At 56.3% G+C, this 23,440-nt stretch carries 24 protein-coding genes and 1 other RNA gene; 7 read left to right on the plus strand and 18 right to left on the minus strand.

All coding sequences use genetic code 11. The features are described 5' to 3' along the window. Positions 1–615: 615 nt before the first annotated feature. Positions 616–1,599, plus strand: coding sequence for a hypothetical protein (locus tag ACQY4Z_RS10560; RefSeq protein ID WP_428529045.1), 984 nt, complete (start codon positions 616–618; stop codon positions 1,597–1,599). Between the two features lie 181 nt (positions 1,600–1,780). Here the strand turns inward: ACQY4Z_RS10560 and ACQY4Z_RS10565 are convergent, their stop codons facing one another. From ACQY4Z_RS10565 to ACQY4Z_RS10605, 9 genes are all read right to left on the minus strand, one after another. Continuing rightward, positions 1,781–2,563 (minus strand): succinate dehydrogenase iron-sulfur subunit, encoded by a 783-nt coding sequence (locus ACQY4Z_RS10565; protein ID WP_133949223.1) that lies wholly within the window; start codon positions 2,561–2,563, stop codon positions 1,781–1,783. Positions 2,564–2,636: 73 nt separating this feature from the next. Continuing rightward, positions 2,637–3,482: an FkbM family methyltransferase gene (locus ACQY4Z_RS10570; RefSeq protein WP_428529047.1), complete on the minus strand. Its 846-nt coding sequence runs from the start codon at positions 3,480–3,482 to the stop codon at positions 2,637–2,639. Beyond that, the gene (locus tag ACQY4Z_RS10575) at positions 3,479–4,369 is read right to left on the minus strand and encodes an FkbM family methyltransferase (protein WP_428529049.1); all 891 of its coding nucleotides are present in this window, start codon (positions 4,367–4,369) and stop codon (positions 3,479–3,481) included. Before ACQY4Z_RS10575 ends, ACQY4Z_RS10570 begins: the two co-directional genes overlap by 4 nt. 20 nt (positions 4,370–4,389) lie before the next feature. Beyond that, positions 4,390–6,216 (minus strand): succinate dehydrogenase flavoprotein subunit, encoded by a 1,827-nt coding sequence (sdhA, locus tag ACQY4Z_RS10580; protein ID WP_209178870.1) that lies wholly within the window; start codon positions 6,214–6,216, stop codon positions 4,390–4,392. A 5-nt stretch (positions 6,217–6,221) separates the two neighbouring features. After that, a complete protein-coding gene (gene sdhD / locus ACQY4Z_RS10585; RefSeq protein WP_008195546.1) occupies positions 6,222–6,605 on the minus strand; it encodes a succinate dehydrogenase, hydrophobic membrane anchor protein in 384 nt (127 codons plus the stop codon). Positions 6,606–6,615: 10 nt separating this feature from the next. After that, positions 6,616–7,014 carry a succinate dehydrogenase, cytochrome b556 subunit gene (gene sdhC, locus ACQY4Z_RS10590; protein ID WP_428529052.1) on the minus strand — a complete coding sequence of 133 codons (399 nt, stop codon included), beginning with the start codon at positions 7,012–7,014 and terminating at the stop codon, positions 6,616–6,618. 304 nt (positions 7,015–7,318) lie between these two features. Further along, on the minus strand, positions 7,319–8,236 hold the full coding sequence (locus tag ACQY4Z_RS10595; RefSeq protein WP_428529054.1) for a glutaminase: 918 nt from the start codon (positions 8,234–8,236) through the stop codon (positions 7,319–7,321). Between the two features lie 28 nt (positions 8,237–8,264). Beyond that, positions 8,265–8,933 carry a sulfate transporter family protein gene (locus ACQY4Z_RS10600; RefSeq protein ID WP_428529056.1) on the minus strand — a complete coding sequence of 223 codons (669 nt, stop codon included), beginning with the start codon at positions 8,931–8,933 and terminating at the stop codon, positions 8,265–8,267. Positions 8,934–9,012: 79 nt separating this feature from the next. Further along, positions 9,013–9,627: a GNAT family N-acetyltransferase gene (locus ACQY4Z_RS10605; protein WP_428529058.1), complete on the minus strand. Its 615-nt coding sequence runs from the start codon at positions 9,625–9,627 to the stop codon at positions 9,013–9,015. Between the two features lie 105 nt (positions 9,628–9,732). Here ACQY4Z_RS10605 and ACQY4Z_RS10610 point away from each other — a divergent pair, with 105 nt between their 5' ends. After that, on the plus strand, positions 9,733–10,479 hold the full coding sequence (locus ACQY4Z_RS10610) for a class I SAM-dependent methyltransferase (protein WP_428529060.1): 747 nt from the start codon (positions 9,733–9,735) through the stop codon (positions 10,477–10,479). 9 nt (positions 10,480–10,488) lie between these two features. On the opposite strand, the gene ACQY4Z_RS10615 is transcribed toward ACQY4Z_RS10610, so the two are convergent. The 5 genes from ACQY4Z_RS10615 to ffs all read right to left on the minus strand — a co-directional run bounded on the left by ACQY4Z_RS10615 (position 10,489) and on the right by ffs (position 14,401). Then, positions 10,489–10,956 carry a hypothetical protein gene (locus ACQY4Z_RS10615; protein WP_428529062.1) on the minus strand — a complete coding sequence of 156 codons (468 nt, stop codon included), beginning with the start codon at positions 10,954–10,956 and terminating at the stop codon, positions 10,489–10,491. Between the two features lie 21 nt (positions 10,957–10,977). Next, positions 10,978–11,586, minus strand: a complete 609-nt coding sequence (gene recR, locus ACQY4Z_RS10620; RefSeq protein ID WP_055672427.1) for a recombination mediator RecR — start codon at positions 11,584–11,586, stop codon at positions 10,978–10,980. 193 nt (positions 11,587–11,779) lie between these two features. After that, positions 11,780–12,100, minus strand: a complete 321-nt coding sequence (locus ACQY4Z_RS10625) for a YbaB/EbfC family nucleoid-associated protein (protein WP_133949239.1) — start codon at positions 12,098–12,100, stop codon at positions 11,780–11,782. Between the two features lie 114 nt (positions 12,101–12,214). Continuing rightward, the gene (locus tag ACQY4Z_RS10630) at positions 12,215–14,152 is read right to left on the minus strand and encodes a DNA polymerase III subunit gamma/tau (RefSeq protein ID WP_428529064.1); all 1,938 of its coding nucleotides are present in this window, start codon (positions 14,150–14,152) and stop codon (positions 12,215–12,217) included. Positions 14,153–14,303: 151 nt separating this feature from the next. Next, positions 14,304–14,401, minus strand: an RNA gene (gene ffs / locus ACQY4Z_RS10635) — signal recognition particle sRNA small type. A gap of 288 nt (positions 14,402–14,689) precedes the next feature. On the opposite strand from ffs, the gene ACQY4Z_RS10640 reads away from it, so the two are divergent. From ACQY4Z_RS10640 to ACQY4Z_RS10660, 5 genes are all read left to right on the plus strand, one after another. Further along, on the plus strand, positions 14,690–15,115 hold the full coding sequence (locus tag ACQY4Z_RS10640; protein ID WP_428529066.1) for an HIT domain-containing protein: 426 nt from the start codon (positions 14,690–14,692) through the stop codon (positions 15,113–15,115). A 42-nt stretch (positions 15,116–15,157) separates the two neighbouring features. Continuing rightward, positions 15,158–16,105 (plus strand): NAD(+) diphosphatase, encoded by a 948-nt coding sequence (gene nudC, locus ACQY4Z_RS10645; RefSeq protein WP_428529068.1) that lies wholly within the window; start codon positions 15,158–15,160, stop codon positions 16,103–16,105. After that, positions 16,102–16,680 carry a histidine phosphatase family protein gene (locus tag ACQY4Z_RS10650; protein WP_428529069.1) on the plus strand — a complete coding sequence of 193 codons (579 nt, stop codon included), beginning with the start codon at positions 16,102–16,104 and terminating at the stop codon, positions 16,678–16,680. The genes nudC and ACQY4Z_RS10650 overlap by 4 nt, the downstream gene beginning before the upstream one ends. Positions 16,681–16,744: 64 nt before the next feature. Then, the gene (locus ACQY4Z_RS10655) at positions 16,745–17,959 is read left to right on the plus strand and encodes a lytic murein transglycosylase (protein ID WP_428529071.1); all 1,215 of its coding nucleotides are present in this window, start codon (positions 16,745–16,747) and stop codon (positions 17,957–17,959) included. 79 nt (positions 17,960–18,038) lie between these two features. Beyond that, on the plus strand, positions 18,039–18,665 hold the full coding sequence (locus ACQY4Z_RS10660; RefSeq protein ID WP_428529073.1) for a hypothetical protein: 627 nt from the start codon (positions 18,039–18,041) through the stop codon (positions 18,663–18,665). Positions 18,666–18,694: 29 nt separating this feature from the next. On the opposite strand, the gene ACQY4Z_RS10665 is transcribed toward ACQY4Z_RS10660, so the two are convergent. The 4 genes from ACQY4Z_RS10665 to ACQY4Z_RS10680 form a co-directional block, all read right to left on the minus strand. Beyond that, the gene (locus tag ACQY4Z_RS10665) at positions 18,695–19,444 is read right to left on the minus strand and encodes a VOC family protein (RefSeq protein WP_428529075.1); all 750 of its coding nucleotides are present in this window, start codon (positions 19,442–19,444) and stop codon (positions 18,695–18,697) included. 27 nt (positions 19,445–19,471) lie between these two features. Further along, complete coding sequence (locus tag ACQY4Z_RS10670; RefSeq protein WP_428529077.1) at positions 19,472–21,103, minus strand: ABC transporter ATP-binding protein; 1,632 nt, start codon at positions 21,101–21,103, stop codon at positions 19,472–19,474. A gap of 10 nt (positions 21,104–21,113) precedes the next feature. Beyond that, a complete protein-coding gene (locus ACQY4Z_RS10675) occupies positions 21,114–22,208 on the minus strand; it encodes an ABC transporter permease (protein ID WP_428529513.1) in 1,095 nt (364 codons plus the stop codon). 94 nt (positions 22,209–22,302) lie between these two features. After that, a complete protein-coding gene (locus ACQY4Z_RS10680) occupies positions 22,303–23,424 on the minus strand; it encodes a microcin C ABC transporter permease YejB (RefSeq protein WP_209172103.1) in 1,122 nt (373 codons plus the stop codon). Positions 23,425–23,440: the final 16 nt, after the last annotated feature.

Genomic DNA, 23,440 nt, shown 5'->3' on the forward strand with positions numbered 1-23,440 from the left:
AACTTTGCAACGGGTGTGCCAGTTTCGGGAAGTTTCCTTATCTCACTGTTTTATATGGTGATTACCGATTCGGGCCGGGGTTAACGATTTTACCAACTGTGCAGATTTCTGCACACTCTCCCGACGGGCGCGCAGGAACGTGCACACAGGCCGTGTGATGAGAATCACAAAATGCGCGCAAGATGATCCCGGTTCCGGATTTGGCCCGTCGAATTGAGGGCTGTTTCCGTTTCATGAAGCCTCTAACACGGGGCGGGGTGTACGAAAACTGCGCAGTTTGGAAAGCCAAGCGGGCTGAGTTCGGTTGCATCAGCTCCGTGATGATGCCGTATCGGAGTCAACACCCCATCGTCCTACCTATCCAGGATCCATTCAGGGAGGACCGAGGCGCGTGTGGAATGGCGCTTTGCCATAAATCGTCAATTGCTTGCTCGAATGAAGGTCCCGTTATGTTATTCAATATTCCTGAGCGAACGTTCCCGGAAAAACTGATCCTGCGCTCAAGCCTTATTTTCTGATTTCCGCGATCGCATTGCTCGGATTGAAGCCATTTGAACGGCTGGCGAAGCAGTCGGTTCATACAGCTAACCTGACATTAAGCAACGCAATCCTAGATTGTTCACGATGCTAAGAAACCCACCAATTTCGTTTGCCTTTTTTTATGCAACAGTTGCGTTATTCCTGCTTCAGGCCTTTCCCCCGACCGGCGTTTTCCTCATGTTTTTCGGTGCGGCTTACTGGTCGGCAGCGCTGATCAATATCGGTATGATGGGAACTGTCATTGAGGTTATATCTAGAAGTAGATCTCGATCGTATCTACTTGTACCTATTGCCTTTTACACTTTTGGCGCAGGTGTCTTTATTCAGGAAATTGTCAACCGGGCTATTTTGGAATCTGAGATTAATGCCCACAACGACCAAGTGGTTATTTCTTTCGATCCAACAAAGCAGAATTTAGTCTTCGAGAATTATTACCCCGCGCTAACACTTGTTAGGGAGTTTGGACTGCAGAGCTTTTTTGCCGGCGGTTTCCGAGCAAGTGACAAGATTAGATTTTTTCAACTCGTTCCAAAACAGATATGCGAAGACCTGCAGATTTCTTCTGCTGATGAAAACACTGACCTCCAGATTTTCGACAAACCATTCAGGAATTACTCGCCTAAAGACTCCGATGAGACAGCGAAGGGGCGTTGCCTGCTCAGCATACCCGCACGCCCCGAAAAGTCTGTCATTCATGTATCCAGTTCTGACCGGACGTCCAACAAGCAGATTGGAACCCTCCCGGTCCGGCAAACGCAAATCTCAGTTAGGACTGCCGAAGGGGAGTCCTTTGGCATTCGGGCAGCGGAAGCTTCTCTGATTTACCCGGTTCCACTACCCTACATGGGATGTTTTCTGAGTTCTGCTACGCCAGGATGGGAGTGCTTATCTGGGTTTCTTAGAGGAGATTGGAAAGCGGTTAGCCATCAGCTGGGTGGCAGGAAAGGCGATCTCCTCTCTCTCGCAAAAGCACTTGGGTTGAGGAAGCAGGCTCCAGCCGAAGTTCCCACCGAAGGTATTGCCAAATTCATGGAGCTTATTCCCAACGGCAAACGATAGCGCCGTCGTACATATAAGCTCGATTTGTTTTCATCTTCCATTTCACCGGGGCGAACACTGAATCCCCGCTCATAGCGAGGATGACGATGGAGAGATTGTAAGGTGCAATCAAAAAACCGCCCCGAATTCCTCCGGAGCGGTTTTCCTATTTTCGATTCCCGAAGCAAACGCTTCGACAAAGTTAGACGCGGCGTTCGACCATCATCTTCTTGATTTCGGCGATGGCTTTCGCCGGGTTCAGACCTTTCGGGCAGGCCTGGGAGCAGTTCATGATGGTGTGGCACCGGTAGAGGCGGAACGGGTCTTCGAGGTTATCGAGACGCTCGCCGGTTGCTTCGTCCCGGCTGTCGATCAGCCAGCGGTAAGCCTGCAACAAGATAGCCGGACCGAGGTAGCGGTCGCCGTTCCACCAGTAGCTCGGGCAGGAGGTGGAGCAGCAGGCGCAGAGAATGCACTCGTAAAGGCCGTCCAGCTTCTGACGGTCCTCATGGGACTGGCGCCATTCCTTTTCCGGAGCCGGGGTCACCGTTTTCAGCCACGGCTCAATGGAGCGGTGCTGGGCATAAAACCGGGTCATGTCCGGAACCAGATCCTTGACCACCGGCATGTGCGGCAGCGGATAGATCTTGACCACATCGCCGGCGATCTCTTCCATGCCCTTGGTGCAGGCCAGGGTGTTGGTGCCGTCGATGTTCATCGCGCAGGAGCCACAAATTCCTTCGCGGCAGGACCGGCGGAACGTCAGGGTCGGGTCGATCTTGTTCTTGATGTAGATGAGACCATCCAGCACCATCGGACCGCAGTCGTCACGATCGACGAAGTAAGTGTCCACGCGCGGGTTTTTGCCCTCATCCGGGTTCCAGCGGTAGATCCGGTATTCGGTCAGGTTGGTTGCCCCTTCCGGCTTGTCCCAAACCTTGCCGTCCGTCACTTGTGAGTTCCGGGGTAGCGTCAGCTGAACCATCTTTTCAATGCTCCGCGTTGGGCCCTTGTTCGCGCCAGATAAGGCTGTCGGGCCAATTTCTTGAATTCACCGCTCAGGCGGCCAACTCAAAGATCATGTTGTCGTTCGTTCGGCCGGTGACCTTGTAGGACCGGTTTGCCAGTTCCGTCAGGCAATCCTCGGACCAGTAGGGCCGACAATTGGTTTCAAGCAGGATCACGCGCGGCCAAAGGCTCTTTTCCGCGTGACGCAGGAAGGGCAGAAGAACCCGGTCTTCAAAACCTTCCACATCGATTTTCAAAACGTCTATTTTCTTCACGCCCGCTTCATCAACGATGGTCGTCAGCGGACGCATCTTCACGGTCGAGGGTGCCCAGTCTCCACCCCATTCGCCGTTGGTGACCCGCTTGTCGAGCGTGCCAAAACCGCGATTGGAAGTTTCCGAATAAAGCTCAAGCACATCTTCGCGCGGACCGGCAGCGGTCGGCACAATGGTGACGTTCTGGAGCCCGTTGGCGTCAATGTTACACTGCAGCTTGTCGACCGAATGGGCGTTGGGCTCCAGCGCAATCACACGGGCCCCATGATGGGCGGCAAAGACCGTGTAGACCCCGATATTCGCGCCGACATCGACAAACACCGCATCATCGGACAGAAAAGGCTTGATAAGCTTGTGTTCCTCCACCTCAGGCAACCGGCCTTTGATCAGAACCTTGCGGTCATCGTAATTGTCGGAGGGGTACACCCGGAATTTCAGGCCATCGGCTTCCAAATCGTAGGGACCTGTGAAGATCTTGCCCAGAAACAGGCGCACATATCTGCGCAAGCCTTTCGGCAGCCTGGCCTGACTTGCCAGCCGCCATGCCGTCCGGACCAAGCCGATCGGCGGATAGGTGCCGAACGGGCTGCTGGTGTCGAGCACCATTGCGTCCCTCTTCATTCGGCGAACTCCTTTATTCCGGATGCCGGAGGCTGATCGCTTTCAGCCGGCACTTCAGTCAATTCCAGCATGATATTGGCACCGGTCGTTCCGATTTCCCGGTACCCGATCGCCGTCATTTCTGCGAGGCAATCCTCTTTCCACTCCGGCTGATGATCGACTTCGATCATCACCACGCGCGGCCAGTTGTGCCGTGGCTGCGTCCGGAAATATGGCAGGATCGCCTGATCTTCATAACCTTCGACATCCAGTTTCAGGACGTCCACCTTGTCCACACCGGCCTCCTGAAGGATTACCGCCAGCGGACTGACCCGGATCGACGTGGTCGTCCATTCAGACTTTTTCAGCGATGGCGCAAGGCCTTCTGACAATGTCGACAGGTTCAAATTGGACGGGCAAATCACCAGATCGAACGTGCCTTCTTCAGGACCAGCGGCAACTGACATGACTGAGACATTGTCGAGCTTGTTCAGTTCAACGTTGTAGGCCAGCTTTGCCGCGATATCCGGATTGGCTTCCACCGCAATTACCCGGCCGCAGAGTTCTGCTGCGGAGAGCGTATGAGTTCCGATGTTTGCACCCAAATCGACAAAAACAGCGTCCTTGTTGAAGTGTTGTGCCAGCATCTTGCGCTCGGCCTTCTCCGACAGCCGGTCCTTGGCAACGATCTTCCAGTCGTCCCGGTTGACACCAGGATAGATCCGGAATGTCAGACCCTCAGCGCTTGTGTCGTAGGGACCTGGAAACCGGCCGGCGACAAAATGGCGGATCTTGTAGCGCAGCCAGTCGGGCAGCCGATGTGCATCGGCTGCTCGCCAAGCAGCTTTGGCAAGCCAGCCGGCACGGTAAGTGCCGAATGGACTGCTTGTATCCAGGATTGCCGCCATTGGAGCCAACTTCGTTCCGATCAGTAGACGCGCGCTTTCGGCGCGATCTTCTTCGGATCAATGCCGCCGTTCTGGAACGGCGTCAGAGGCTCGGTCACAACCGGACGGTAGTCCAGCTTGACGTCACCGGCCTCGTTGACCCACGCCAGTGTGTGCTTGCGCCAATCCGCGTCGTTCCGGCCGGCAAAGTCACCGTCCTTGTAGTCTTCGCGGGCATGCGCACCGCGGGACTCTTTCCGGGCCTCAGCGCCGTAAACGGTGGTGATCGCGTTCGCCATCAGGTTCTCCAGCTCTAGCGTTTCCACCAGATCGGAGTTCCAGATCATGGAGCGGTCAGAAACCTTCAGATCGCTCATGCCCTTCCAGATGTCATCGAGCCGCTTGCAGCCCTGCGCCAGCGTTTCCTGCGTCCGGAAAACGGCCGCATCTTCCTGCATGGCACGCTGCATCTGGTCGCGCAGCTCGGCTGTTGGTGTGGAACCACTGGCGTTTCGGAGCTTGTCGAAACGATCCATGATCCGCTCACAAGACGCTTCATTCGGCGATGGAACGGCTTCCTTCGGATCAACAACCTCACCGGCCTTGATCGCGGCCGCGCGGCCAAAGACAACCAAGTCAATCAGGGAGTTGGAGCCAAGGCGGTTGGCGCCATGAACAGACGCACAACCGGCTTCGCCGACAGCCATCAGGCCCGGCTGGATCCGGTCCGGATGATCGGAGTTGGCGTTGAGCACTTCGCCCCAATAGTTGGTCGGAATGCCGCCCATGTTGTAGTGCACCGTCGGGATAACCGGGATCGGCTCCTTGGTGACATCAACACCGGCAAAGATCTTCGCGCTTTCCGAGATCCCCGGGAGACGCTCGGCGAGAATCGCCGGATCCAGGTGATCCAGATGCAGGAAGATGTGATCCTTGTTCTTGCCGACGCCGCGGCCTTCGCGGATCTCCATGGTCATGCAGCGGGACACAACATCCCGCGATGCCAGATCTTTCGCGGACGGTGCATAGCGCTCCATGAAGCGCTCACCTTCGGAGTTGACCAGATAGCCGCCTTCGCCGCGGGCCCCTTCCGTGATCAGGCAGCCGGAGCCATAGATCCCGGTCGGGTGGAACTGGACGAATTCCATATCCTGAAGCGGCAGGCCTGCGCGGGCCACCATGCCGCCGCCATCACCGGTACAGGTGTGCGCGGAGGTGGCAGAGAAATAGGATCGGCCATATCCGCCGGTCGCCAACACAACCATCTTCGCCGCAAAGCGGTGGATGGTGCCATCGTCAAGGTTCCAAGCAATCACGCCCTGGCACACGCCATCTTCAGACATGATCAGGTCAAGTGCGAAATACTCGATGTAGAATTCCGCGTTGTGGCGCAGGGACTGGCCGTAGAGCGTGTGCAGGATCGCGTGACCGGTCCGGTCAGCAGCCGCGCAGGTGCGCTGTACTGGAGGACCTTCGCCGTAGTTCTGCATGTGACCGCCAAACGGGCGCTGATAGATGCGGCCGTCTTCGGTCCGGGAGAATGGCACGCCGTAGTGTTCCAGCTCATAAACCGCCTTCGGCGCTTCACGGGCGAGATACTCCATGGCGTCGGTGTCCCCGAGCCAGTCGGAGCCCTTGACCGTGTCGTACATGTGCCATTCCCAGCAGTCCGGCGTCATGTTAGTCAGGGATGCGGCGATGCCGCCCTGGGCAGCCACGGTGTGCGAGCGGGTCGGAAACACCTTGGTGATGCAAGCGGTGCGCAGTCCCTGCTCGGCCATGCCAAGCGTTGCGCGCAAGCCAGCACCACCGGCGCCAACAACAACCACGTCATATGTGTGGTCGACAAATTCGTAGGTCTTGGCCATACGGGTTAACCTCCAAAGCCAATCTTAAGCACTGCAAAGATGCAGCCGAAACCGATGAAGACACAGAAGAATGTGTTGGCCATTACTGTTAGGAACTTCAGGGCTTCGCCGTGAATGTAATCCTCGATGATGACCTGCATCCCGAGCTTCATGTGATAGACGCCGGACAGGATCACCAGCAAAAGGATGATGGAGACCAGCGGGTTCTGCAGGGTCTCGACAACATCGCCGTGCGAGGATCCTTGCATCGAAATCACCAGGATCACGAAGAAGGAGATCAGAAACACGTTTGCAACTGCAGTCAGGCGTTGTTTCCAGAAATGATCAGTACCGTCCTTGGCAGAACCGAGGCCGAGAACTTTGCCGAGGGGCGTGCGCATATCGCTCATGACGGTCTCCTTAGCGAACTGCGTAGCCGATGATCCAAAGGATCAGCGTCAGGGAAACGGAACCGATGATCGTCGCCTTGGCAAGCCACTCGCGTGCGCCTTTTTCAAACCCGGCACCCATATCCCAGATGAAGTGGCGGATACCGCCAAGCATGTGGTGGACCAGGGCCCAGGTGAAGCCGAACAGGATCAGCCGGCCGATGATTGAACCGTAGATCGCGTTGACGAAATCAAAATAGGCAGGGCCCGCAGCAGCGGCGATCAGCCACCAGGCCAGAAGAATGGTGCCGAAATACAGCGCCGCTCCGGTGATGCGGTGCAAGATCGACATGACCATCGTCAGAATGGGTTTATAAATCTGAAGATGGGGCGACAGCGGGCGGTTGCCCCGCAAATCGGCGTTCGACATGGATTTCCTCTCCCGTGCGACGCATTCTTACGTTTACGCAAACGTAAGCATTTCAAGGCGTTGTCTAGAGGGGTTCTAACGCCAACGCCGCCGTACGTCAAAATATCCTATAGGTCTATATCGCGAAAAACGACTTATGAATCGGTTTAATCGGATAGGGGGCTGCCAAAAAAGCGGAAATTGCGCCGGTTTGCCGCGCATATGCACCGTTTGAGACGCAGACAGGGAAGTATTTTTTCAGTCAGAGCAAGAAACGACTCACTGCAAGGAACGCCTTCCGTTTGCGTCATTGCATCTTCCGTGATCAAGCTTGTGGCGCGCCGAACACGGACCAACCGGTCTCATACGCGATCCGTTCCATTGCTTCCGTCCCGAGCTTGGAGTTGCCGTATTTGTTTAGTCCCGGCGACCACACCGCAATCGACGCCCGCCCCGGAGCGATCACCAAAATGCCGCCGCCAACGCCACTCTTTCCCGGCAGCCCCACACGGAACGCAAAGTCACCCGATCCGTCATAGTGACCGCAGGTCATCATCAACGCATTGATCCGCCGCCGCCGTTCGCTCGACACCAGCTTAGGCATATCTGGCGCTTCTAGCAGAAACCGGCCGGCAAGCGCGAGCTGCGTGCATGTCATTTCGACAGCGCATTGGTGGCAATAGGTCCCCAAAACCTTGTCGACCGATGCGCTCAGATTGCCGAATGACGCCAGATAATGCGCGAGCGAAAAGTTTCGATGCCCAGTGGCAAGTTCTGAGCGGGCGACACTCTCATTGATATGAATGCTGTCGTCATCCGTTGCCGCACGAATGAAGCGCACCAACTCGCCGAGAGCTTCTCGCGGGGACGACCCGGCAAGATAGGTGTCGGTCGCAACCAGCGCACCGGCATTGATAAACGGATTACGTGGGATACCCTCCTCTTTCTCCAAGAGCAGAATAGAGTTGAAGGAGAGACCTGACGGCTCACGTCCGACCCGGTGCCAGAGCTGATCCCCCACCCGGCCAAGAGCAAGGGCCAGGGCGAAAACCTTGGACACCGACTGGATGGAAAACGGGACATGCGCATCGCCAGCGGAAAAAACATCACCGTTGGTCAGCGCAATCGATATTCCGAATTGGTTGGGATCGATCTTGGCAAGCTCGGGGATGTAGGTCGCAACCTGTCCCTTGTCTTCCGACTTGAGCGCCGCGTCCGCGATGGTGGTCAGCAGGTCTTGCATGTTGCCCTCGTTTTGAGGGCAGACTAGGTCAGATCGCAGCCTTGGATGCAAGCCGCTTGTAAAGATGCATCATGAACAGGGTGGCGAAGATCGGTGTCACCAGGTTCAGGATCGGAACAGCCAACAGCCCGGCAATGACCAACCCGCCCAAAAAGACCGTGCCCCCGCGCGCCTTTCTGAACGCCCGCGCCTCCGCCGGTGGCATGAAGCGCATGGCTGCGAACTCGAAAAACTCACGGCCGAGCAGATACCCATTCACCAGGAAAAACGCCACGAGATTAACCCCCGGCACCAAAAGCAACACGAGCGCGAAGAGGTTGCCAAGGATCACAACACCAGTGAACTTGATCGTCTGAGGGATTGACTTGGAAAGCGGCAGAGCCTCGCCGGGTCGGTCTCCGGGATAATCTCGTGCCTCCACGATATCCGCGATCTCGTCCTGAAACAGACCGGCAAACAGCGCGGAAATCGGGGCAATCAGAAACCCAAGCGCGAAAATAGCCCCGATGCCGGTCAGAACAGACAGAGCCGTTTCCAGCCAAGGATAGGGCAGCGCGACGAACCCGGCGACCAACCCTTGCAACGCAATCCAAATGACCACGAGAACGGCGAGCGTAAAGCCAAGCATTTTCCAGAAAACAGCGCGAAACGGGCGCTCGAACACCTGGGACATGGCACGGCTGGCGGACTGGAACATTCTTGCCTTCAAGGGTTTGTGATCGACCGCCTCGACATAAGTGCCGTTCTGACCCTGCGCAAGTGGCCACAGAAAAGGATCACCTAGCCTCAAAAACAGCTCGGGGAAGAATGAGATCCGTCTGCTGCTCTGTCTTACCGGTAGCGCGATTGAAGTCCATACTGGTTCCAACCGGCATAAACCCCTTCTTCTTCAGCAGAACGTCCGAGGCGATGTTGCCGTCATAAAAAGATGCTCGAATCTCTTCGGCGCCGGTCAGCTGAAACAATTCCTTGAGGGCCGCATCCAGCGCTTCGCCCATGAACCCCTTGCCGTGAAATCTCGATGCCAGAAAGAAGCCGATGATCGGCGATTTTTCGCCATCCGCCCAGTTCGCCAGAATGAGGCCAATGGCTTTTTGTTTTTTGTCTGATTTTTTCGAAAGGATGAAACAGCGTTCGTGCGGCGGAAAGGTCAGAAACCGCTGAAACCGCTCAAGGGCAAATCCGGTCGGACACGGATGAGGGACATTGATCCAGCGGGCGACGTCAAAATCATTGTAGATCGGATCGATGTCGAACGCATCCTCAAGCTTCGGCGCCCTCAGACACAGCCTGCGGGTCATGATTGGCGCCGATGCTTGCAACGCTGCGTTCGGGAACATGAGCAACAATCCTTGAGCAACAAGCGGGGATACCTGCGTTCGTGTCATCATTCCTCAGTTCTCATATGGTGATCAAGGCTGCTTTCGTTCCTCCTGCGTAAAATATATCCGAGGATGCAAATTCTTACAAAACTCTCATAGATTGATTTTCCGCCAATGATCAACGCGCACAATCCAACTGCAACACCTGTCGCAACAGACCTGGATCCGGCAACCATTTTCGAAACCGACTGGCAGATTTACCGGACGTTGGTCGACAATAATCTACTCTTTCATCAGGAAGTTTCAGAGATCCTGGTTCAAGAAATGACGACGCGGTTTTCCGGTGGCTTCCGGTTTCTGGATCTTGCCTGCGGAGATGCGGATGTCATGTCCCGTGCTCTTCGAAAAACCGCCGTCAAATACTATCTCGGTGTTGACTTGTCGCCGCAGGCACTGGCAATCGCCGCAAAAAACATGGAAGACGCGCCCTTTGACGCACGGCTGGAGCAGATGGATATACTCACCGCGCTCTCTGAAAACCCGGGCTCATATGACGTGATCTGGTGCGGGCTGTGTTTGCATCATTTCCAGAGCAGTGAAGAAAAGACGCAGGTTTTCTCAGCCATCCGCTCTGCGCTGAGCTCCAACGGTGTGTTTTTCTCCTTCGAACCTGTCTTGCCGGAGGGCATATCCCTCGAAATCTTCAACCGGCAAAACAGACAGCAATTCCGAGAGCATTGGTCGCCGCCGCTCACCGATGAACAGTTCGAACGCCTGATGACCCATATCGAGACTTGTGATTTTCCGGAGACCGCACACGGCTGGCTTACAGCCGGTCGCGCAGCGGGTTTTTCAGCGGCGGAGGAATTGTTCTCGATCCCGAATGGCGGCTATTGCCGGTTGTTTCGGTTTGAGCAGTAGCACTTGAACTTAATGGGTTATTTTTGAACAGGCTGAGGATTTCGACTTAATCCGCTCGTTCAAAGCTGTAAGCATATCATTGCTACATCTTGGCCAATGCGCATCTTCGTATGTCATGCTCTCGAACTGCCTACATGCACGCCAAAACGGCAGTATGATTTCGCTTTCATCCCCAGCCGCCTCTAATAGTAATTCACGCTCAATTGTAGAAGAGCTGCCTCTTTCAGAATACTCAACAAGTAGAAGATATTTAGCATCTTCAAGTGGCGCAAACTGAATATAATATAATGAAGACTCTACATTTAATTGCACCTCTGCCTTCACGCCATCCATAGCGCCCAACATCGTCGATATAAGTACGTCTATGGAGTTTTCAGGAATGCAGGAAATGTTCGTCTGAAGCTGAAAGTCGTCAATAGTAATTTGAATTGGCAACCAACCAAAGTGAGGCGCTCCAAATTTACACTTCAAACCCATACCAACCATCTTTGATTTTAACTAGAATCGTGTCCTGGCCTTCAGCGCTTGGGCGAGCGTGCCCTCATCCAAATAATCGAGCTCACCGCCGACGGGTACGCCGTGGGCCAGCTTGGTGACATGAACATCCAGATGGCCGAGCTGGTCCATGATGTAATGGGCGGTTGTCTGGCCTTCGACGGTCGCGCTGATCGCAAGAATGACTTCCTGGATTTCCGGCGCGCCACAGCGGTCGATCAGGGAGGCAAGGTTCAGATCATCCGGGCCAACGCCATCCAGCGGGGATAGTGTTCCGCCGAGCACATGATAGCGGGCATTGACGGCACCTGCGCGTTCCAGCGCCCAGAGATCAGATACGTCTTCAACGACCACCAAAACACTCGGGTCCCGCTTGTCATCCGAACAAATCGTACAAGGATCGGACGTGTCGACCGTGCCGCAAACCGAACAGATGCCGATGTCGCGCACGGCAATGCCCATGGCCTCGGACAACGGGACGAGCAACTGGTCCTTTTTCTTGATGAGGTGCAAAGCGGCCCGGCGGGCCGACCGCGGACCCAACCCCGGCAGCTTTGCCAGCAACTGGATCAACCGCTCAATTTCCGGTCCCGCAACCTGCTTCTGCGCCATGTTTTTCCGATCCGATGTTATTGAAATCGAGGCGACACCCACCGTCGTCATTGCCGGACCTGATCCGGCAATCCATTCCGTGACTTATCCGCAATTCAGGTGTGCGCGGAGAGATAACGGCATGGATCCTCGGGTCAGGCCCGGGGATGACGGAATAGGCAAGAGCGCGGCGCTAGGCCCATTCTCAAAAACCTTAGAACGGCAATTTCATGCCGGCCGGAAGGCCGAGGCCGCCCATCATTTCCTGGGTCTTTTCCTGAATTGCCTGATCGATCTTCACCCGGCCGTCAGTGTGCGCAGCAATGATCAGATCTTCGAGGATCTCACCCTCGCCTTCTTTCATCAGAGACGGGTCGATTGTGAGGCTTTTGAGCTCGCCTTTGCCATTGAGGCGCACGGTGACCAGGCCAGCTCCGGAGGAACCTTCCGCTTCGATGTCCTCGATCTGTCCTTGCAAAGAGCCCATCTGCTCCTGCATTTCCTTGGCTTGCTTCATCATCTTGAGGAAGTCCATCGGGTCTCTCCTTGAAAACCTGGCCGGCGGTCACCGCCGTTTCTCACTATTTGGGGTCTGCGTTTAGAAGAACAATCAGTAAGGCGCAAGCATGCCGCTTGGAAAGGCAATCGGCTAGTCTTCGTCGTCGTTGCCCAGCGCTTCATTCAGCAAGGGATCGTTGACCAGAGGGTCGGCCATGGCGGCTTCATCTTCTTCCGACGCCTGCACTTTCACATCGATCACCTTGGCGCCTGGAAACTGGGCCAAAAGCGCTGCGACAGTCGGATGGGACTTGGCATCTGACAGAAGCTGCAGTTGGTTGGCTTCCTGCTCTTCGTGAATCGTGGGACGGCCCTGCGTCCGGGACACAACGACAAACCAGCGCTGGCCGGTCCATTCGGTCAGCTTGCGGCCGAATTCGCCGGCAATATCGGCAGGCGCATCATCTGTCGGCTGGATCTCGATCTTGCCCGGCTCGAATTTCACAAGCCGCATCTGGCGCTGGATCGCCACCTTCATTGGAATGTCGCGCTTTTCCGAGGCCAAGGCGACACAGTCATGCAGATTTTTTAGATTGTAAGCAGATTGCGGCTGAGCGGGCTCCGGGTCCGGTGCACTCTGCGGCGTTTTCTGTTGTGCAGGCGCTGTTTGCGGTATCCCACCCTGGATGGCAGAGAGCTGCGGTCGACCAGACGCCTGCATGACCGGGCCACCTTGTGGGGTGCCTTGTGGCATCGCCCGCGCGCCAACAGCCATTGCCTGTCCACCGCCTCCGGACGGAGCTGCACCACCGCCAGAAGCACCTGCCGGCGCCCCGCCGGATGCCGGCATCTGGCCATTCTGGATCTGCGCCATCAGTTCGCCCGGATCCGGCAGATCTGCCGCATAGGCAAGGCGCACCAGCACCATGTCGGCCGCGGCCAATGGCTTGGAGGCGGCCTGAACTTCCTGAACGCCTTTTAGCAGGATCTGCCAAACGCGTGACAGAAGCCGGACTGAGATCTTCTCGGCAAACTCTTGGCCTCGAGCGCGCTCAGCTTCCGTCACCGAGGCCTCGTCAGCCGATTTCGGCGCGACCTTCATACGTGTCACGAGGTGTGTGAAATCGGCAAGATCTGTCAGAATGATCGCCGGATCCGCACCAATTTCATATTGCGCCTGCAGCTCGGCTAGTGCGTCCTCGATCCGGCCGGCCATAAGGTGGCCGAAGAGATCAATCACCCGCGCGCGGTCCGCAAGTCCGAGCATCTGGCGCAAATCGTCAGCTTCGATAGCGCCGGAGCCATGGGCCATCGCTTGATCGAGCAGGGACAGCGAATCGCGCGCCGAACCCTCCCCTGCCCGTGCGATCAGCATCAGGGCCTCATCGGAGATCTGAATGCCCTCGGCATCGGAGATCCGCCGCAGCAAGCCAATCAGCTTGGATTGGTCGATCCGGCGCAAGTCAAAGCGCTGACAGCGCGACAGGACCGTGATCGGGACTTTCCGGATTTCTGTCGTCGCAAAAATGAACTTCACATGCTCGGGCGGCTCTTCCAGCGTCTTCAATAGCCCGTTGAAGGCCGCGTTGGAGAGCATGTGCACCTCATCGATAATGTAAACCTTGTACCGCGCCGTTGCCGGACGGTAGCGGGCTGCATCGATGATCTCGCGAATGTCATTAATGCCGGTGTGTGAGGCAGCGTCCATCTCGATCACATCGACATGGCGGCCTTCCATGATGGCCTTGCAGTGCGTGCCTTCCTGCGTGAGTTTCACGGTCGGCTTGTCCGCTTCGCCAGGGACCTCATAGTTGAGGCCTCGGGCGAGAATGCGGGCGGTCGTGGTTTTGCCAACCCCGCGCACACCGGTTAGCATCCAGGCTTGCGCGATCCGGCCGGTATCAAACGCATTTTCAAGCGTTTGAACCATGGGCTCCTGCCCCACCAAATCTTCAAAGGTTTTCGGGCGGTATTTGCGCGCCAATACACGGTAAGCGCCGCCCTCGGCCGCCCCGGGCGCTGTTCCTGTCCCGCCGGTCAGCCCAAGGCCGGTCTCAGTTTCGTCTTGCGGAAAGCCAGTGTCATCCATGAGCCGCACCATACCGATTTTTTTCAAAAGGTGGACAGGGTTTTATCGGTTTTCTTGGAATGGCCAACAGGCACTTCCCGGGAGCGGCCCGAAAATCAAAAAAGCACCGCGGAAATCTAGCGGTGCCTTATGATTATCCTTACACTGAAGGGTGGGAGGCTGGCACGGCGACCCGTGCCGAGGCTCGTTAGGGCTGCTTCCTTCCGGACCTGACCCGGTTGGCGAGTGGCTCGTCCACCACCAACCTCCCGAGCGCGTTATATCAGGACTCATGGGGTGGTTGGCAAGAGGCAAATCCGGGTTTTTCTTCGCCGGAAAAGTGCCAGCAGTTCGCAGACACTCCACCTCATTATCTTGTGACGCCATCCAAGATTGACATTTGAGGGAAATATCGCCAGCTATGATTTTTGTAGCGCCATGTGGCTCCCGCGTGAAAAGAGGTTTCTTTCGCATCTGCACTGGACGTATGGTGAGATAACAAATTCTAATTCAGTCTCTTCGCGCCCCGATGGCCTTTATCTGTATCGGTTTGACCTTATGACCTTTTTCGATCTCAATCCGCGCCTTGAAGGAGACAGTCTCCCAGTTCTGGATTTGCCGTTATCAACTGTTCGGCTGATGAAGGACGCCAATTATCCGTGGCTGCTGTTGGTGCCGCGCAAGCCGGATCTGGTTGAGATCATCGATTTGGAAGAATATGACCAGCTTCAGCTGATGCGGGAAATTGCGCTGGCCAGCCGAGTTTTGCGCTCGGCAAGTGAATGCGAGAAACTGAACGTTGGCGCTCTCGGTAACCAGGTCTCTCAACTCCATGTTCACGTCATTGCCCGCTTCCGAGATGACGCGGCTTGGCCCGGGCCGATTTGGGGGGTAGTTTCCCCCAAACCTTACGAAGACGCTGCGGATGAACACTTGATAAACCGCCTGCGGGACAGTTTTGCAGCGGAAACCGATTTCGACTGACCCGGCCCCTTACAAAACTTTCCCAATTCCAAGGATTACTTGATGCGTGCGCCTGATGCCGACTTGCCAGCGATGGAAATGAGTTTTCTCGGGAACACACTCGACCGCCAGTCAACGCGTCGCGGCGACCGCGCCTACTTAAGCGGGCTCCTGGATAGACCGGATACTGAAATTATTTTGTCGACGCCGCGGACGCTGGTCTTTCCGGCTGGGCCCCCTCCGCAGTTCGGACACACGCTCAAAGATGCTTTGACCTTAAAAGCGTCGCGCGAAGAAATGGTCTTCTTGGGATTGCGGCCTGAAACAGGCCGAGCCGTTTTTGCGACGACACTCGCCCAACAGGATGAAGAATTGGCGGAGATGCCAAGCCTGCATCTGCAGGATCTACGGCAGCTGGCCATCCAACGGACATTCCCTCCAGAAGAACTCGGCGCGTTGGCGCAAGCCCGCGCCCTGATCCACTGGCACCGAACGCATCGGCATTGCTCGCAATGCGGTGAAAAAACGGTCATGAGCGAAGGGGGATACCGCCGCGATTGCCCCGCTTGCGGAGCCCATCATTTTCCGCGCACAGATCCCTGCGTCATCATGCTGATCACAGACGGAGACCGGGCCCTGTTGGGGCGCCCGCCCCGGTTGCCGGAAGGGATCTACACGACACTTGCTGGGTTTATGGAGCCGGGAGAAACGATCGAACAGGCTGTGCGGCGGGAAACGCTGGAAGAATCCTGCATTGAGGTAGGAGAAGTCCGTTTGATTTCCAACCAACCCTGGCCTTTTCCGGCCAATTTGATGCTCGGCTGCATCGGTGATGCGTTGTCGACAGACATTGTCATCGAAGATGACGAACTCGAGGCCTGCAAGTGGTGCAGCCGCGACGAGGTCCGCCAAATGATTGAGGGCACCCATCCGGAGGGGCACATGATCCCGCCGTCCATTTCCATCGCATATGAACTCATTACCGGCTGGCTAGAGGAGACATCCTTATGACTTGGTGTGTTTATCTGACCCATCCGGAAGTCGAAATCGATCCGGATGTCCCTATTCAGGAGTGGCGGCTGTCCGAAATTGGCCGCGACCGCGCTGCCCTCGCCGCGGATCTGCCATTTGCCAAAGACTTTCAGCGCATTGTCTCCAGCGGCGAGGTCAAGGCCGTCGAAACCGCCGAAATCGTCGGAGGACACCTCGAGCTGAAGCCTCTGGTCTTGAAGGCGCTTCACGAAAATGACCGGTCCGCGACTGGTTATCTGGCCCGGGGAGAATTTGAGCGGACCGCAGATCAGTTTTTTGCCAACCCAGACGAATCCATCCGCGGCTGGGAGCGGGCGATTGACGCACAAATGCGCATTGTCACTGGCATCCGAGCCGTTCTGCGCTCAGTGAAAGAGGAAGATCCTGTTCTCTTCACCGGACATGGCGCGGTCGGCACGCTGTTGATGTGCCACCTAATGGGCGCACCTATCTCACGGGCACATGATCAGAAGCGTGGCGGCAGCTGGTACCGGTTTGATAAGGACTGGCTGACATCGCAGTCTGGCTCAAGTTTGGCTTGGACAGAACTCTAACAGCTGTCGGTTGACGCTTGTCTTCGTGATAGTCTCTGTACTCCCGATGTATGGAGACTAAGCCGTGTTTGCCAAAGCGCTGCGCCTTGCCACGCTCGCCCTCAGCCTTTCAATCTTACCATCAGGTCTGGCACTCGCCGGCCAGTACGACCAGCAATTCCGTCAGTTCATGGCTTCGGCCGTTGCCCCAGCGGCAAGACAAGCGGGCGTCTCACAAGCAACCTTGGACAGGGAACTGAGGGGCCTGACACCAGATACATCGCTGCCGGGCCTCGTTGGTCCGGGCGGCAAGGGTGCTCCTCCCAAGGTCAATTTCCAGGCTGAGTTCCGCTCGCCTGCGCGCTATTTCCGCGACAATCAGTTCAATGCACTCGTGCCCGGCGGCCGCCGGCTTATGCAAAAGCACGCGTCAACTCTTCAAAAAATAGAAGCGCGTTATGGTGTTCCGAAACGGATCATACTTGCGATCTGGGCCAGAGAATCTGGCTATGGCGGCGCCAAGATCCCACATGATGCCGTTCGTGTTCTGGCAACCCGGGCCTTCATGGGTCAGCGGGCTGATTTCTTCAAAGGCGAATTGATTGCTGCCTTGCAAATCCTGCAAACCGGCGACGTTTCCAGAAAAACCTTGCGCAGTTCCTGGGGTGGCGCCATGGGACAACCCCAGTTTTTGCCTTCATCGTATCTGAAATATGCCGTCGACTTTGACGGCGATGGACGGCGAAACATCTGGACGTCGGAAGTGGATACAATGGCGTCAATCGCAAACTACCTGGCCAAACATGGCTGGGTAAGCGGCCGGGACTGGGGCTATGAGGTCCGCTTGCCGAATACGGTCTCCTGCACCCGCGAAGGACCGGACAACCGGCAACCGATCTCAAGATTTGTAGCTGAAGGCGTCACACGGGTCAGTGGACGTCCGTTCCCAAATCACGAGATCAACCAACCGGGTAACATCTTGCTGCCGGCCGGCCGCTATGGTCCGGCTTTCATTGCCACTGAAAACTTCTATGTTATCAAGGAATACAACGAGAGCGACACCTACGCGCTGTTCGTCGGTCACCTTGCAGACCGGTATGGCTCGAACAAGAGCTTTGTGGGCGATTGGAAACCAATGAAGGACACCACCCGAGGTGCTGTGCGCAATCTTCAATTGCGCCTTGAAGGCGATGGGCATGACGTCGGCGGTGCCGATGGTCTCATCGGTTTCAAGACCCGCCGCTCCATCGGTAAAGATCAGGAGAAGAATGGTTTCTTTGCGACCTGCTGGGTAGGGTAATTCGCACCTAAATTAATTTTTCGATTTTATTTCTTATTGTTTTGCGATAATCATCATCCCGATTTTTCGGGAGATACTGATGTTTGCTCACAAAACGCCCGCTCTATCGGGAATTGCCAAGCTGGTTCTAGTCCTCCTGCTTGGCAGTTTGATGTCGGCGTGTGGCCACGTTCCTCTGGCAACCCTTGCAAAGCTCAGCCAATTCGACATGCTGGAAACGGACCCGGGTGCCTTGCGGCTGGCGGTTAAATACCCGGATGCAATCCGTATTCCCGAAGATGGGGCGACCATGGCCCTGACGATCAAACGCAAGGCAGATGGCACTGTCTTGATGGAAGAAAAGCTTGCCTTTGAGGAAACAGAATCCAAGGCGGACAAGGCTGAATTATCGCAGGAACTGCAGACAGGTTATCGCCTGGAAATCTATCAGATTCCGGAGGAAAACGTGCCGTTCTTCCGCAGTTTTCAAAAGCACATGGCCTCTATGTCCAAAAGCGACCGGGAGAAAGTTGAGGGCAGCTTGAGTATCGGTGTGACTGGCTGTCTTCTGGCCGATGAAAAGCCCTCTGAAATCCGTGTCAGCACCTTCTTGAAGGCTGCGGAATTGGGCGGGTTTATAACTCTCGTTCGCAATTTCGATCTGGAAGAGCAGATGGCGGAGATCGGCGGGGAAAACGGTCTGGAGCGCTGTCCGGACGCGGTTTGAGAACTGCCCTTCGAAAGGGTGTCTGTCTTTTAGACAAAGCCTTGATCTGGAGAGCCATCGCCTTCCACTTTGATACCAGCGTATCCCTTTTGCGCGGGCATCGGCCACTGGACGTCGACGCTATTTCGGATGTGCTGAAATTCAAGCACGGTATGATGGCGCTGGTAGATCCACGGACGGTTGATCAGCGCATCCGGATTTGGGTCCGGCGCTGTCTCGTTCTGTTTTCCCAGAAAATAGAGATCGAATCCGAGTTCCGGCAGCTGTTCGCGGACCAGGTAACGTAGGCCAAACTCTTCCTCACACTGCGCAAGGTCTGCCTCAATGTCGCTGGACCGAAGCGTGACCAACCCAATCTCCGCACCGCCGCCGAGCGGGCGTTCCAAATCCCCCGTTTCTGTTTTCGGGACACCCTCAAAAGTGTGCTGAAGCAACTCGATGATATGGCCTTCCGGATCTTCAAGATGGCTTAGATAGCCGACATCACGGAATTGATGCGGTGCAGATGCGGAAACGCCTTGTGCGGCCAAAACGGCATGTGCGCAGTCAAGGTCCGGCAATGTCACCCCGATTTTCCAGTAGCGGTCGGAGCGTTCGTGCCGATATCGGTCTGAGCCGTTTGATTGTTTCAGCAGAAGAACAGCACCATCGGCCCCATAACCAACAGCAACATGGCCATCCCGGTCAGATCGGATCATACCCAAAGTCCGGCAATAAAAACCTGCCAGTCTCGCCGGATCAGCGACGTTCAATTCAATAGCGGCGATGCGCGTGGTCATCCCACTGACCAAAGCGGTGTCAAAAGATCAGACACTGACGACACCTTCCGGTGCCGTCTCCAGCCGGAATGCTGCTGCCATAAGCGCTTTTGTGTAATCGGTTTCCGGCGCGTCGAAGATCTTTTCAGCCGGGCCGGATTCCACCACCTTGCCCTGCCGCATGACGACAACTTCGTTGGCGAGGGCCCGCACCACTTTCAAGTCATGAGATATGAAGAGGTATGCCAATCCATGCGCCTTTTGCAGGTCCCGCAAGAGATCGACCACCTGCGCCTGAACACTCATATCCAGTGCTGACGTCGGTTCGTCCAGCATAACAAACTTTGGCTCTAGCACCATTGCCCGGGCAATTGAGATGCGCTGGCGCTGACCACCTGAGAACTCATGCGGGTAGCGGTGACGCGTGGAGGCATCAAGGCCAACCTCTTCCAACGCGCCAGCAACTTTACGGTCCCGCTCTTCTGAAGAGATGCCCGGGAAGTGCACCTGAAGACCCTCTCCAACAATGTCTGCAACAGACATACGCGGGGAGAGCGCCCCAAAAGGGTCCTGAAACACGATCTGCATGTCGCGGCGCAAAGGCCGCATTTCCTTCCAGGAGTTTTCCTGAATGTCCTGACCATTGAAGGCGATGCGGCCGGTGGAGGAAATCATTCTCAAGATCGCAAGCCCAAGTGTGGTCTTACCTGACCCACTCTCGCCCACGATCCCGAGCGTTTGTCCCTCGCGTACGGTAACATCAATGCCGTCAACGGCCTTTACATGGTCAACGGTCCGGCGCAAGAACCCGCGCTTGATCGGGAACCAGACCTTCAGGTCGTCAGCCTGCACGACGATCGGCTTGGTCTTGTCCGTTTCCGGCGGGTTGCCCTTCGGCTCTGCGGCCAGAAGATGCTTGGTGTAATCGTGTTGCGGATTGTCGAAAATCTCGGCGACGGGGCCCTGCTCAACGATCTTTCCGCCGGTCATAACGCAGACCCGGTCCGCAAACTTGCGCACGATGCCGAGGTCATGGGTGATGAACAGCATGGCCATGCCCTGCTGGCGCTGCAGATCCTTCAAAAGTTCCAGGATCTGCGCTTGCACGGTCACGTCGAGCGCGGTTGTCGGTTCGTCAGCGATCAAAAGGTCCGGTTCGTTCGCAAGCGCCATCGCGATCATGACACGCTGCCGCTGCCCGCCAGAAAGCTGGTGCGGATAAGACCCAAGGCGGGATTCCGGATCCCGGATGCCGACCTGATTCATAAGCTCCAGAACCCGCGCGCGGGACAGGGTGTCGCTCATGCCCCGATGTACTTTCAAAATTTCGGAGATCTGACGCTCGACCGTATGCAGGGGGTTGAGCGAGGTCATCGGCTCCTGAAAGATCATCGAGATCTCGTTGCCGCGCACCTTGCGCATTTCATTCGGATTTGCCTGCAGGAGGTCAACGCCATCCTTGAGAATTTTGCCGGTCGGGTGAGTGGCAGCCGGGTACGGCAGTAGTTTCAGAACCGACAAAGCCGAGACCGATTTTCCGGACCCACTTTCGCCAACCAGCGCAACGGTTTCCCCCTTGTTGATGTCAAAGGAAATCCGGTCGACTGCAAGTGTTTCCCTGCCGCCTTGCGTGAAGGCAACCGAGAGATCCTGAATGGAGACGAGCGTGTCTTTGGTCATCTCTGCCTCTCTATGCCAGGCTCTTGCGCGGATCGAACGCATCGCGCACGGCTTCGCCAATGAAAATCAACAAACTCAGCATCAACGAGATCACCGAGAACCCGGTGATGCCAAGCCACGGCGCCTGAAGATTGTTCTTGCCCTGCGCGAGCAGTTCGCCAAGCGATGCAGACCCTGGCGGCAGACCAAAGCCGAGGAAGTCCAGCGCCGTCAACGTCGAGATGGATCCGTTCAGGATGAAGGGCATGAAGGTCAGAGTGGCCACCATCGCATTCGGCAACAGGTGCCGCCACATAATCACGCCGTTGGACACGCCCAGCGCGCGCGCCGCCGAGATGTATTCAAAGTTCCGACCACGCAGAAACTCTGCGCGCACGACGCCCACCAGTGCAACCCAGGAGAAAGCGAGCAGGATTGTGAAGAGTGTCCAGAACCCCGGAATGAGAACCGAGGACACAATCAGGATGAGATACAGCGTCGGAATGGCCGTCCAGATCTCAATAAAGCGCTGGAAGATAAGGTCCACCCAGCCGCCATAATAGCCCTGCACGGCTCCGGCCGCGATGCCGATCACCGAGGATGCCAGTGTCAGGGCAAGACCAAACAGGACCGAGATGCGGAAGCCGTAGACAAGACGGGCGAGGACATCGCGGCCTTGATCATCCGTGCCGAGCCAGTTCCAGTTGCCCATGACGCAGTTTGGATCGTCCGCACCCAGCGGGTAGCGCTGACAGCGCTCTTCCTTATCCAGCATCCACGATGGCGGTGCCGGAGCCGGCACTGGGATTTCATGGTTCACAGTCCGGTAGGAGTACCGCACCGGCGGCCAGAGCATCCAGCCGTTCGCCTCGATCTCTTCCTGGATGAACGGATCCCGATAGTCGGTTATCGCCAGAAAGCCGCCAAACTTTTCTTCCGGGTAATCGACAAAGACCGGCGCCAGTATCTCGCCGTTGTAGGAGACGAGGATTGGCCGGTCGTTGGTCAGGAACTCGGCGCCCATGGCGAGCACAAACAGTACCAGAAAAATCCAGAGCGACCAGTAACCCCGGCGATTGGCCTTGAAGTTGGCGAGGCGCCGCTGGTTGATCGGCGATAGCCTCATCTTTTTGGGCGGTGGTGCCGTTTCCTCCGTCAGCGGGTTCAACACATCGTAGCCGGCGTTTTCGAGGTCCTTGTTCAGACGACTGTCCATTGCCTCACACCTCCCGGCTTTCAAAATCGATCCGTGGATCGATCCAGGTGTAGGTGAGGTCAGAGATGAGGTTCACCAGAAGACCCATCAGCGAGAAAATGTACAGCGTTGCAAAGACCACCGCGTAATCGCGATTGATGATGGATTCAAAACCGAGCAGCCCGAGACCATCCAACGAGAAGATCGTCTCGATCAACAGGGAACCGGCAAAGAAGGACGAGATGAAAGCGCCGGGGAAACCAGCAACCACGATCAGCATCGCGTTCCGGAACACATGGCCGTAAAGAACCTGGCTTTCCGTCAACCCTTTTGCGCGCGCGGTAATCACATATTGCTTGCGGATCTCATCCAGGAAGGAATTTTTGGTGAGCAGCGTCGTTGTCGCAAAAGCCGACAGAACCATGGCTGTCAGTGGCAAGGCCAGGTGCCAGAAATAATCAAGGATCCGTTCCGGCCAGGACAGGCTCTCCCAATTGTCGGACACCAATCCCCTCAGCGGGAAGATGTCCCAGAAGGACCCACCGGCGAAGAGGACGATCAAGAGGACAGCAAACAAGAACCCGGGGATTGCATAGGCGACCACAATCACCCCGGAGGTCCAAACATCAAAGCGCGAGCCGTCGCTGACTGCCTTGCGGATGCCAAGCGGGATCGAGACCGCATAGGAAATCAGCGTCATCCACAGACCGAGCGAGATCGACACGGGCAGTTTTTCGGCGATCAGGTCGAGGATGCGAATGTCCCGGAAGTAACTCTCGCCGAAATCAAACCGCGCATAATTCCAGAGCATGTTCAAGAACCGTTCCAGCGGCGGCTTGTCGAAGCCGAATTGCGCTTCCAGCTCCTTAATGAATTCCGGATCCAGCCCCTGAGCGCCGCGATACTTGGACGTCACACTGTCGCCACCGCCTGCGCTTGCGCCGGACGATTCATTGCCGATGTTTCCCATATCGCTGCCGCCACCGCTGATGCGCGATGTCGCATCGACATCCGTGCCAGAGATCTGCGCAATGACGCGTTCAACCGGACCACCGGGTGCAAACTGGATGATGAAAAAATTGATTGCCATGATCCCGACAAGGGTCGGGATCATGAGCAACAAACGGCGGAGAATATAAGCGCCCATAGGGGTCTTTTTATCC

This window comes from Roseibium sp. (genome assembly GCF_965276855.1).
Taxonomy (GTDB): domain Bacteria; phylum Pseudomonadota; class Alphaproteobacteria; order Rhizobiales; family Stappiaceae; genus Roseibium.